The following is a 13,114-nucleotide window of genomic DNA, read 5'->3' as shown; positions in this document are numbered from 1 at the left end:
TTTTTCATACTTCTTGAAAGCTTTCAAAATTTCACTCTGGAATATTCAAAGCTAGTATTTACTTGAGTTTCAGCGGAGTTCTGCTCCACAAAGGTCCAGTAACGTCCATCAAGAGCCGACGTTTTTGTGGGGGGAAAAGTAGGGGGAACCGATTTTATGGCCAAAATCACCATAAAAGAACTCGAGTCGCTGACCGCCAACGATGCCGGTCGAATCCTGCGGGAGGATGGCAATCTGGTCGGTCGAATCTCAATGCGTAAGGACGGTGTGTCGGTCAGCTTTTTCTATCGGTATCGCTGGGGCGACCAGAACAAAGAGTACTCCTGTGGATCTGGGCCGCGCAAATCCCTGACGGACATTCGCAAGGCGCGCAACCAGGCCCGTGCGCTCATAGATCAGCAGATTAATCCCAACGAACACAAGAAAAGCGCCAAGGCACAGGCCTATACCGCGGCCAACGTCGAGGCCGAACAAGTAAACACGTCGAAGGTGCAAACGCTGACCGTCCAAGATCTGGCTAAGGCCTGGCTGTTGGATCGCGTCGCACGAAAAGATGGCAATGCGGAATTGCAACGACGCTTCAACAAGGACCTGTTGCCAGCACTCGGTAGGACAGCGGTGAATAATGTGTCCGAACACGATGTTCGGACCCTGATCCGGGCTGTGTTCAACCGTAGTGCTCACCGGCAAGCCATCAGCTTCTTCGCCGACATCACCCAAATGTTCAGTTGGGCGAGAAAGCGCCAACCGGCGAGCATTACTGGTTGAAGGTGATCCGACTGAACTGGTCGACATCTCCCCCTTGATCCCTGCCGACTACGAAGCGGAAAGAAGCCGCATCCTTTCCCCGGCTGAGCTGTTGGAACTGCACAACCGCTTCCAGCAAATGACCGCCGATTACAACGCCCTCCCCGCGGGCCAAAAATACGACGGCATTCGACCACTGAAGAAAGAAACTCAACTCGCTCTCTGGATCAGCCTAGGCACGCCATGCCATATTGGCGAGTTGCTGCCGGCCGAATGGAAAAATTTCGATCTTGACCGGTAGACCTTATTCTCCTCCAACGAAAACGTCAAAGACACTCGGAGTAAGAAACAGGATCACCGTGTTTTCCTCTCCCCCCCCTTCGCCCTGCATTTCTTTCAGGAACTCAAGACTCTGACGGGAGCATCCAGGTGGTGTTTTCCGAACAAACAAGGTGAAGGGCATGTGGACACAACGGTGGTGAGTAAACAGGCCAGCGATCGCCAGACCCGGTTCAAAAACCGCAAAGCCCTCTCACGATGGCGTCACGACGACACTGAGGTCTGTGCCGACGGCCACAACGGCGACAGGACGCCACTGCGCCACACTCGCTTGACCATGATACGAGCTTTGGAGGTCAGTCTAGACGTCATCGACCGCTGCGAAAGCCATGTGCTGGCAGGCTCGCGGGTGATGCGCCATCAACCACATCACGACTATGCCGAAGAGAAGAGGCGTTTTTATTTTCGGCAGAGGCTTCCGGGCTCGAATTTTAGGTAACAGCGCGTAAAAGCACCGTTTTCATGAGTCAATATGCGTATAGTTTGGGCCAGCCGACTTTTTCAACAGAATCGGCCACAAGTAGCTTTTGGCGAGCGCCTGCACAACAGTGACAACTCGCCTAGTCCGGTGACTACACGCTATTTTACGTAACCATCTATGCCGGTATGCGGTTCGTAGATAGTAAACTCTTGCTCTTTCGCAACACTGCAAAGACTTTCGTAAAGCTTGAACCTGGCATACTGATCCAAGACATCCGGGGCAATTTTCTTAGCTAGGGTCGGACAGCAATCCATATTTGCCTTGGCTCTAAAATGCCAGTAGCTCTTTCGGATCATTGTCAAAGCGGCTATAGGATTATCTTTTAGTTTACTGAGCATCGAAAGTCCGAATGTTTGGTCCGCACTCACGCTTTTTTCAAGTAGCTCGTCTACAACTGGGACCCCCTTAATGTTCGAAACTATGTAATGGATGAGCGCTTGCATGATGACCTCTACCTTATTGATCTGGATTTCAGGATCTAAGGCATAGGATCTGATACGAGCTTGATGAATGACGTCCCTCTCGACGTCCATCAAACTCCGACCATAGAACTGAACTCCAAATTGGCCCGCAAACATATGAAGTTCTTTCGGACCACCAGTCCAGTCGGCGGGATTAAAATCCCAGCTTTTAACACGTTGCGTGAAGCGCGCCAGAATTTTTTTACCACCATACTTACATGAGAGGTGAATGTATTTCTGAATAGCCCCAAAAAGCTCAACATAGCAGTAAAGATCGCTTCCATTTGAGAACAATGTAATCTGATGATTTGGATGCCAATCCTCGTGTTTATATTTATTGATCTCGTATATTTTCTCTTCATCTGTTACTGGATAGTATTGCGCCACTAACTGTTGAATTTTTTCAGTATCTGAAGCGTCTAGAAAAGAAACGATGAACTCTTCGAGATAACGAATTTCGACGCCAGAATGAAGAGCGAACTCTAATGCGATTTTTGATACACCACGAATAATAGCTAACGAATTAGAATCAAATTTAAATATGAATTTTTCTGCATAATTCCCCACATCGTCTTCTTGCCGTATGGTGTATCCCGCCTTAGCTAGCTGCTGTATTGAATTACTCTTGGAAAAGTCTGTCGCTTGTTTGGGAGTGGAGGCAACAACCGTTATGGTTTTCTCTATTTCGTCACGGAAAAATATTGGGCGATTTGGTAGAACGCGATAATCCTCGCATAATCGGTAAGTCGTGGACTCCGAGAATTCAGGCTTGACTTTAGTCAGTACTTCGACCTTGGCACCGCTTTTGCTGGATTCCCTGTCTCGATTAGTTCCATGTAATATATTGAACAGCACCAATTCACTAGAAAACGGGGTGTCAATGAGATCGCCAAGCTTCCCCCCGCATTCTTCGCATAAAATGCGATTAGAGGTTAACTTTCCTCCAATTGCGTTTTGAATGATGTGCTCCTCGTGTCTCCGAGTCTCCTTCTCGTCATAGACATTTCGGCACACGTAGCACTTATCATTTGGATCGAGTTCACAGTCGATCTCCGTAGGTTCTGGCTCTGCATTCATGAAGTTTAAAATTTTCCGGGTATTTGATTGACAGACAATCGTTGTTGGAAGCTTGCTTTGTCGTCTCTGTCGCACCGACCGCTTTGGGTCGACTGCGGCTCTTCGCGACAGGCTACCCTTTGAGTACAATGCTGTGACGGGCAAAAACGGCCAAAAGCAATTATTGAGAAGCACCTAAGAAACCAGGGGGCATTTCAGTATCTGGTTTCGATCCGCCTCCTCTAGCGGCGCAGAATAAGCTCGGCACGGAATAGCTTGCCGATGTCCAGCGAGGCTGAGAAACCGTCTGATGTAGTTCTGTTCCGGCCAATCAATTCTGGCCAATCGAATTCAGAATTCTTAATGAGCTCAACGATTGTTGGCTGCTCGGCAAGCTCACTCACAGCATCGCGGTTGATGCCTTGTCGCACGATGACGTGGGATACAAAGTCGCCCCCCACTCGAATTGCCCGAGGGAGCTCAATACGCGTTTCACGACCAATGAACCTTTCATCAAACAGCCTCTTGTGACTATCAGCATCACTCAACTCGGCTCGCGCTATCGCATCACGCTCTTTTATCAACTGGTGACGCTTATCTTCTGCTGCTCGTGTCTCTTTTCCTCCCCAAGCTAGCACCTTCCCAGACGGCGAAGCGACAGCCTCTGCTGAGATCTCGAACCCTGCCATTCGTAATAGCTTGGACATGACACCCCTTGTAGCCGCGTCAGTTGCGTTTGGTAGATCCTGTGACAAAATCTCGACTGGCTCATCTGGGACGGGGTCAATCACTTTCAGACGGCTTCCTTCTGCTCCTTCGATGCCAATAGTGAGCCCGCATACAAGACGCTGTCCGACGTGTCCTTTGGGAAAAAGCAGAGATTGCTTCTGAGCTATCCCTCCTGAGAGCTGCCGCTCGCTGTAGTCAACTCCCGACTGGGTCCCCTTACATTCGATGACATGCCATCGACCTCTTGTATCCCTGGCTACGAAATCGGGAGTCTTGTTGGGCCCTCGTTTCGCAACTCGGCGTTGAGTTACAAGCAATGACGCCGCGTACTGCTGCATGAAATAACGGCCGTCGACGATCAGATCTAGATCTAGTTTATCTGTGAGCCATAGCATAGATACTCCCATGCCGAAGTCATCGCTCAAGATAGTCTTCTGGTGAGCGTCAAGCTCCGCAAAGCTATGCGTTAGCTTCATCTCCGTATCACCAGGGGTGATTGCTGCTAGATATCTAACCCATGCCCAGAACTCACTCAGCGTGACTCCCGTCGTCGCCGCTGGCGTCGTCAGATAGCCGATCATCAGGAGCATTGACGGTATATTTAAATCGTAATGACTACGCCCCTTTTTGAAAGACTTAGGAAAAAGAGGAGGCACCCCAGGGCCCGGCCACGTAGATTCGTCAATGGTGATAGGGAGAGTTCTGTCCATGCTGCTCCAATGCTGTGCGTTCCTTGCAGGAATCAATAGTTTTGTAACTAAACTGCATGCGTCAAATTCTACTCACCGTGATGGAAGATCCTGTAATCGCTTCTCTCAGAGGACTAACGTAGTCGACACTTATCAACGTATCGACTGTATTGACCGTGCTACCAAGCAAGGTCAAGCTCTTGCAAAGCCCTTACCAAAAACACCTTCCTAATCCCCAGCCTGAAGAAGCACCGCCGACAATAGAGACCGGATCTGCGGACATCACATCAATGAGATTTGGATTGAACCTTGCCGTCCACCAAGGTCACCACCATATATACGTACACCTCCGTCCCCCACGTATAGATCTGCACATTGCCGCCACTGACGGCCTCCTTACCGGGAATCTTGACGATGTCCAGCACCTGTTCATATGTCATGCCGGGCTTAATTGCAGCGTATTGTTGATCACTAATATTGGGACGCTGGGCTCTTATCGTTTCAAGATCGGGAAAGCCGGATTGATAGTTGACGTTATTGCCATTGCCAGAAATGACCGGACTGTTGTTGCCGCTGGAGCTGTGCGAAACCGCCGGGGTCGGCAGGACGAGCGCCACCACTGATGCCAAAGCCCCCAATATGCCTGTGTACAAGCCAATTTTTTTCATGTTTGCCATGGCATTCTCTGGATTCTCAGATGATTCAGTTATACGACTACGGCGAAGCGCTGAGCATCAAGGGTGGCAACGGCCGAGAATCCAGCGCCCTTTTTGAAGCTCATGTTATGGACAAAATTCTTCATCGCATCAGACGGATCGATGGTTTCGAGGTTAAGCCCGTCAACAGTTGGCCTAGAGAACGCAACACTCAGAATCGGCTGCTCCTCCATATGACCTGTCGAGCTGTTGAGCACATTGTCCAGAGCGGTGACGATGACCAGGTCATCCGGCAGGATTGCCAACAACTCTCGACCTACTCGCAGGGCGCAACTGCACACGTAGTCCTGATGAAGTTCGTTGAACCGCCCAGCAGGCATAGCTTTGGTCGACAGCTTGCCGCTTTTGAGTAGAGATTTGATTTCGGTCGGAATCACATCGGAGCCATGGATAGCGACTTTGGCTTCTAGGACACCACCTTCATGAACAATCATCTGAATAGCTGAGCCGAGGTGTGATATTTCTGCAAACGATTCGAAAGCTTCGATGGCATCTAGCTTGGCCTGACGGTCACCATCAAGGATACGGATCGCAATGTCCCTCTCCCCTGCCCACTCGGTATGGGCAGTTTTCCATTCAACAAGCTGAGCCTGATATTGCCTCTCGTCTTCCGCCTGCGCGGTGCCAATCTTGCCTACAAGGGCTACTCGCTGACGAGCCTCTAGCTTGAAGAGCCGAGCCCAGAAATTGGGGTGATATGTAGCAGCAGCATGCGTAGCTTCTTGCTCAAGAGTATTGCTCTTGAGTGGCTGTCTAGGTTCAGGATTGGAGAGAAGCCGCTTCCATTTCACAGGCTCTGCACACTCCTTGTGCATCGAAAGGAGGACATCTATGTGATTTTCGTACACCTCAACTTCATACGCTGCTTGTTCCAGCGCTTCCATCTTTGCGTACTCTTTCTGTCGTTTTTCAAGTTCACGCTGCCGGCGATGAGCGTTGCGCTCTGATCGCCGCGCAGACGCTTGCAGCGAACGTACAGTCCCTTTCCAACCCATCACGACTCTCCATACCGTTAATGTGATAGCACATTAACATAGCTCCTGGTTCTGCCTGAATCATCTGAACACCTGGAAACTGAAAATACCAGGGAACCCAGAAGGAGGGCAGGGCCATTTATTCACAAATAAGGGGTACCTTCACGGCCCCCCTTTCTTCTCGCTACTCCGCCGTTTGGCGTATGGCCTTCTCAATTCGCTGACGTCCTGCATGAGCAAGCTTGCTTACACCAGCTTCCTTCGCGACCGCGTATATCAAGGACTCCCCTTCGTGCCCCCGTTGCACCATCTCATCAACCAAAGCACGCAGTTCTGGCAGGCAGATTTCAGATAGCCCTCTCGTGGAATCTTCGTCGCCGGGCTTACGGAAGACGACACTGGTATCCGACTCGATATGAGTAGGCCAGAAGAAGACTCCTGTCTGCTCCTCTTCATGTGAACGGAATCGTGCCCGGGCAATTTGGTCAACGCGATCACGTATCCGTGAGCCGGTTCGTACCCAGCCATGAGCACGGGCAATGCGCCTTGCGAGCGCCGTGTCTAGAACCGGTCCCTCTTCCGCTACGACATGAGCAATCATCTGCTCCAACGTTTCCGTGTAACTCGCCTCAAAGAACTGATCTGGATCGACCAACCCTACCGCCTGACGAGGGTCGGCTTCTTTATAAATCAAATATTCAAGGGGACGAGCAAAAGCCAGGACATCCTCATCTGGTGTGATAGATGCAGCCTTGGCGTACTTCAAATCAGGCAACGCACCTGAGGGGTCATTGGATTCGGCCACACTATCCACTGTGGCGACCACAGTAACCTGACTTGCTACCTCAATGACCTCAGCCATAGCTGCGTCGATTTTCAGTCGCTCTGCCTCTTGAGTTGCATCGATGACAGCCTGCTTGGCTCGGGAATCCGCTAGAATCTCGTTCAGCCGTTGATGTACCTTTTCGGCAGTTCCAATTGCATCAACCCACCAGTCCGTCGACCATATCCTAACGATCTCCCAGCCAAGTCCACGCAGTACAAATTCACGGAGCTTGTCACGATCACGAGCGGTCGCACTGCGGTGATAGGTAGCACCGTCGCATTCAATCCCGGCAAGGTACCGTCCAGGTGCATCAGGGTGAACAACCCCAAGGTCTATTCGAAAGGAGGAAACGCCAATCTGGGTAAATATCTGCCATCCCTTTTTAGCCAAGGCCGCTGCAACCGCCTCTTCGAATGGGCTGTCGAAACTACCCACGCTACCAAAGTCAGCCTCTGCGAGAGCCCGTGGGCCACGCTCTGCAAACTCCAAGAAGTGCTTAAGATCTCGAACCCCGATCGCTTGCGTACGAGCTAGATCAATATGCTCTGGGCGCAAGGTCGAAAACACCACTAGCTCCTGGCGAGCACGGGTTATTGCCACGTTCAGTCGACGCTCACCACCAGGGCGGTTCATCGGACCGAAGTTCATGGACAGCACACCGGCAGCGTCTTTTCCGTAGGTGGTCGAGAAATAGATGATGTCTCGCTCATCGCCTTGAACGCTCTCAAGGTTCTTGACGAACACAGGCTCCAGCTCGGACTCAGCGAAATACGAATCGAGTGATGGGTCTTTCCGGCAAGCCTCATCCAGCATGTCCATGATGAGCTTCTGTTGCTCGCCGTTAAAGGTTACGACCCCCACGGTCCGTCCGCTTTCGCGGAAGGCCGGAGACTGTAGGCGAGCAACCAAATCAGCAACTAAATATCTTGCTTCAATTAAGTTTGTTCGCGACCCGCCCTTGTCATATACACCCGGGACTGGGCATAACCGTACTGCTTTGTCGGCCGTAAACGGTGATGGGAAGGTCACCAGCTTCGACTGGTAGTATCGCTGGTTCGAGAAAGCGATCAGACTTTCGTGGCGGCTACGGTAGTGCCAGTTAAGATTACGCATTGGCAGATTGGCACTGATGCACTCGTCCAGAATACTCTCGAGATCAGCCTCTACATCCTCATCTTCAGCGGTCGACTCAGCGCGGTTAAAGAACGAAGTTGGAGGGAGCTGTTTGGGGTCGCCCACCATCACCACTTGCTTCCCTCGGGCCATGGCGCCGATGGCATCCCAGACAGGTATTTGAGATGCCTCATCGAAGATAACGAGATCGAATGGCGTTGAGGCAGGAGGCAGATACTGAGCAATGGATAGAGGACTCATGAGCAAGCATGGAGTCAGCTTGGTTAGCGCTTCTGGCGCACGACTCATCAGCTCCCGCAATGGAATGTGCTTGGTCTTCTTGCCCATCTCATGTCGCAGGACTCCCCACTCTGAAGAGCGACTTACACTGTCTTGGCTTGGTAGGTCGGAACACAGCCGAGCTCGGAGCCAGTCTTTGGTCAACTCGGTGAACTTGTCGTCTAAAGCGCGGAAATCGCGAATGCGTTGCTCATGCTCCACGCTGACGAACGTCCGGATCACCTCTTCGTTGTCGACCGTCGTATTCAGCCACCAGCGGGCATAATTTACTTCCAATACACGCCGGACTTTTCCAGAGCTGATAGCTCCTGCTTCCATCGCTTGAACAATCGGCGCCAGGCCGACAGCGTAGGCTTCATCGCGAACCTTCCGCCAAGCGCACCATGCCTTAAGGCGCGATTCAGACGAGACGACAGTTTCGCAGTTTGTCTTGATATCACTTAGCGCCAGGTGAGCAGTTTCGATGACGCCCATTTCGGTGAAATGACCGACAGCCGTCAGGTGCGCCGCTCGCGCCTGTAGCAACTCAAGCTTTTCTCGAAGAGCAACACCGGCATTGGCTATAGCAGCCTCCGGTTCAAGTAGTGCGTTACCATCCCCCAACAGAGTTTGAAGCGGTGTTTTGTAGGCCGCGACCTGCTCAGGATTGAGTGCCAGCTTCGCCACCGCGGTAGCCATCTCCCCCTGAAACGCTGCCGCACTACGCACAACGTCAACTTTCGTTTTCAAGTCATTCCAGACAGGAACGATTTCTCGCAGATCGGCCAGATCCACCAACTCTCGCTCAACTGCTGCTCTGTTCTTGAGCAACTCAAAATCAGCTTTTAACGACGAGCCACAACGCCCCTCCTCTACATGAGGATGGTCGTCGACAAGCCGACCGCGTTCTTCTATGCCACGTCGTTCAGCCTGGAAGCGCAGAGCTGCAGTCAGCACGTCAATATCCGTGGTCAAACCGCTCCAGAGAGAGCTAGTTGCTGAGCTGAGATCAACCAGCTCATCTAACCCAGCATCGAGACGAGTCAGCGCACGCAGCCGGCGGAGTTCCTCCTTCAGGCCATCACCTAGCTGGCCCTGCTCAACCAACTGCAAGCCGTCATCGATCCACGCAGAATTACTTTTCTGAAGCCGCATAGCCTCTTGCAGCTTGATCGCTGTCGCGAGATGCGTTGCTTCGGATTTGGCACCTTGCCAAACAGCAACACACTCATGACCTGGCTCCAGCTCATCGATTGCTCGACGCACCGACCGAATCTCTACCCAAGTAGCGAGATCCTTGCCATTGTCGACTTCACCTGTTGACGTCTGCGTCGGAGCCAATAGCCCAGCGATGCGGCGTTTTCCGAACCAAGACTTAGGCCAGAAAGACTCCTCCGCGTCTTTCCACTCGCGCAGCAAGAGTTCCGTATCAAGTACTTCAATCGCATCAACGTAGGACGCCGTTAGCTGGTGCTTGAGGTCGTCTATCTGACACAGCAATGTGACAGCTTGCCCGAGAACGTCAGTGACATTTTCTGGCCAGGCCGAGCCTAGATCAACGAACGTAGCGCGGCGTTGCTGCAGCAAATCAATGCCTTGTTTAGCTTCAGCAATAATACGAGAGGACCAGAGGGATGAGAGTCTGGAGTTAATGTCCCGGTGTTCGTCGACCCAAGTGCAGCCGTCACTCAGACGTTTAGAAATCGAGCGAGCATCGGGGCGCAGTGCGAAACGCCAATCATGCCCAGCGGCAGCAGGAAGTGCTCGAGAAAGGATCGATAGCCCCTCAAGCGCTGTTGGGGTGTACTCCGTAACAGGAAGCCCAGACAGCTCAACAAAGCGATCGGCAGCTCTCTGGACTTCAAGCACAGCGGGAAGCACGTCACGAGCCGCCTGCACGAATTGTTGCTGCCAATGAGGCGACCACTCTGCTTGGCCTACCCCGGACAAAGCGTTGCCTGCCAGCTGACTGTAACCCACAGCCTGTGCGTTCACTTCAAGGCGGTCGCCCAGCTCTCGAAGCTCAAGCATGGCCTTCTGATCATGCGTTTCCGGAGATGGCCAACCAAGTGGAGCTACTGCCTCATCAACACCCGATGTCACCGTCCCGATGGCATCGTAGATGGTGTAGCCGTTGCGGTGCCGGCGATGCAGACGCTCGACATAAATATTGAGGCTGTCACGCAGGGACGCGAGCCGCTGCGCTTCCACCTCCCATGCGGCAGCATCTACCTGCCCTTTCGCTTCCCAAGCCGACTGTAACTGAGCAAGGACATCCGTTTTCCGAGCTTTGCTGGAGTGAAGTTCAAGGCAGAACTCACCCAGACCGATTTCACGCAAGCGCCGGTACACGACATCCAGGGCAGCAATTTTCTCAGACACGAACAGCACCCGGCGCCCTTGAGCGATCGACTGGGCGATCATGTTGGAAATCGTTTGGCTTTTACCCGTGCCAGGTGGGCCGATGAGAACGAAGTCTTTACCCTTGGCTGCTGCCATCACAGCCGCAAGCTGAGATGAATCAGATGGCAGTGGGCAGAACACATCAGTCGGGCCGTAATCACGGTCCAGAGACTCAGCCTCCGGAAACGGGGTATCGGAGATGAACGAATCGCGTGGCGTATCCAGAAGATGCTGGACTACTGGACTCTGTCGAAGGTGCTCTGCATTCTCGGCAAGATCCTTCCACATGAGATACTTGGCAAATGAGAACATCGAGAGCACAACGTCCTCGTTCAGCTCCCAGCCAGCGATGTCCTTAATCGCATGACCAACTTTGTTCCAAATGCCTACGATATCCAGACCGGAGTCGTCCCGAGGCAGCTCCTGCTCCAGCGAACCTAAGCCCAGCTCAAAGTCTTGACGCAGCATCTCGATCAGAGTCGGGTTAAAACGAGGCTCATCATCGTGCAGCACCATGGTGAATCCGGAGCGTGCGCTCTTACGCTCCAAAGTGACAGGAACCAAGACCAGTGGCGCTTTGTAATTATGCCCAGCTCTATCCTCACGCGTCCAACTAAGGAAACCGATGGCCAGGAAAAGCGTGTTGGAGCCACCCTCCTGCAAAGCAGTACGAGCGCTTCGATATAACTCAGTTAACCGGACATCCATTTCGGCGGACGTCAGCGCAACGAATACTTCCCTACGCTTGAGAGCATCTTCAGCATGACGACGGCGAACATCTTCTCGCTCACGCTGTTCATAGAGTGTGCGCTCACGCGGATCTGCGCCATCCATCAGGTCAGGCCTGGTAAGCAGCTTCAGAGACTGTCCACTTGCAAGAATGTCCTCGAGAGCACCGGGATCAGGAGATTCAAGCTTCAGCGCTCGCTTACCCATTTTGAAATTGAGCAAGTTATTTCGAAGCGACAGATCCAGAAGCTTTCGCTGCCACCGGCCGAGGCGATCTGCTGGGTCGAGCTTAGACAGATCCTCAACCTGCACCTTAATATTGTCATCGGCGATGCCAATCCCTTCCTCCACAAGAAGCGATGGGGCTTCATCAGACTCAGCAACGGCGACACGTGCAATCTGAGCCTCTGAGCTGGCGAGCGGTTTGATACGTTGCAAACGGGCGCGACGGATATCTAGCAGCATCTCGAAAACACTTTCAGCGTCTTCGGCTACCTGTTTCGTGCCCATCTCTACCGCATAAGAGAATGGCGGTATCGAGGCGTGGGTAATAAGAGTGGTCTCAAACAGCACGAGCTCCTGAAGCTTCACCCGCTTACGTACTGCAGTGACATCATCCACCACGGTAGTCGTAAACTCTTCTGGCTTAAGCCACAAACCAGCAAAAGCATGACCATGGGTGAATACGATCACGGGGTTAAGACCAATCTGCTCCAATGCTGCGCAGAAAAGCAGAGTCAGGTCGAGACAAGTAGCCAACCCGGAGTCAGCAATCTGACTGGGGCTACGAATCTTCTGTCCTGATTGTTCAAAGCTGGCCGGCGGCAACGCATAGTCGAGCTTCATGCGCGCCACCGCGCCCCACACTGCCGACGCCAACTGCCAAGCTCTTTTGGGGCCACCCTCATATCCGTCAAGTGCGGACGGCTTATCGCTAAGACGAAGCAACTCGGCTGCCTGTTTGAGCAACCTTTCAACCGCCGCATCATTTGGCTGAACAAAAGCCGCCGTCATATCTGGTATATGGCGCAAGCCGCCCCACTGGTTTCTAGGCAGAAGGTCTACCACCTGTTCAAACAGAGCAACTTCCTTGCGACCGCTCTCCGCTTCCTTGTCATCGGCTTCGAGGACAAACGTAAAGGTCGACATCTCTGACTCTGTCAGGCGACTCAACAACGGGCCATCCAGGACAAGATCAAGCCCAGGTATGACCCGGAAGCTATCTGCAGCGATCTCGTCAATCCGCCAGATCTTGGACTTAAATACCTCGGGCGCCGAGCTAAGGGTAAGAGTCGCATTGACGAAACGATCACTCGTCTCGTTCGAGAGGCGGAGCTCGCGTATCACAGGGATGGCGTTCTGGAAATCTGCAAGGTTCAGCTTCGCCACCAAAGTGGCAAGGATTTTTACTTCTTTAGGCTGGACTTCTTCTTGGGGCGTGAGGGGCTGAACGATGTCGTCCATGCGCAACCATCCTTGTCGTTATGCCCAAGGGAGTGCCGGAATTGGCCGGCCAGAGGGCCCCTCTTGAGCTGATGGCGGGATGATAGCTCTTCTAGTGAAAGCCGTAAT

General features: G+C 52.5%; 5 protein-coding genes and 1 pseudogene. 1 reads left to right on the top strand and 5 read right to left on the bottom strand.

The genetic code is table 11. The features are described 5' to 3' along the window. Positions 1–156: 156 nt before the first annotated feature. Positions 157–1,480, top strand: a pseudogene (locus FEE99_RS14585) (tyrosine-type recombinase/integrase); the annotation flags it as partial. A 185-nt stretch (positions 1,481–1,665) separates the two neighbouring features. Here the strand turns inward: FEE99_RS14585 and FEE99_RS14580 are convergent. The 5 genes from FEE99_RS14580 to FEE99_RS14560 form a co-directional block, all read right to left on the bottom strand. After that, the gene (locus FEE99_RS14580) at positions 1,666–3,105 is read right to left on the bottom strand and encodes an HNH endonuclease (RefSeq protein WP_041478561.1); all 1,440 of its coding nucleotides are present in this window, start codon (positions 3,103–3,105) and stop codon (positions 1,666–1,668) included. 221 nt (positions 3,106–3,326) lie between these two features. After that, positions 3,327–4,523, bottom strand: a complete 1,197-nt coding sequence (locus FEE99_RS14575; protein ID WP_237143818.1) for a hypothetical protein — start codon at positions 4,521–4,523, stop codon at positions 3,327–3,329. Between the two features lie 266 nt (positions 4,524–4,789). Further along, the gene (locus FEE99_RS14570) at positions 4,790–5,179 is read right to left on the bottom strand and encodes a hypothetical protein (RefSeq protein WP_041478560.1); all 390 of its coding nucleotides are present in this window, start codon (positions 5,177–5,179) and stop codon (positions 4,790–4,792) included. A gap of 29 nt (positions 5,180–5,208) precedes the next feature. Further along, on the bottom strand, positions 5,209–6,213 hold the full coding sequence (locus FEE99_RS14565; protein ID WP_041478559.1) for a hypothetical protein: 1,005 nt from the start codon (positions 6,211–6,213) through the stop codon (positions 5,209–5,211). A 163-nt stretch (positions 6,214–6,376) separates the two neighbouring features. Then, a complete protein-coding gene (locus tag FEE99_RS14560; protein ID WP_041478558.1) occupies positions 6,377–13,006 on the bottom strand; it encodes a DUF3320 domain-containing protein in 6,630 nt (2,209 codons plus the stop codon). Positions 13,007–13,114 lie beyond the last annotated feature (108 nt).

It is taken from the genome of Pseudomonas sp. ef1 (assembly GCF_007293365.2).
Classification (GTDB): Bacteria; Pseudomonadota; Gammaproteobacteria; order Pseudomonadales; family Pseudomonadaceae; genus Aquipseudomonas; species Aquipseudomonas siliginis.
Note: the sequence above shows the minus strand (reverse complement) of the source record. Positions and strands in the feature narration are given on the sequence as shown.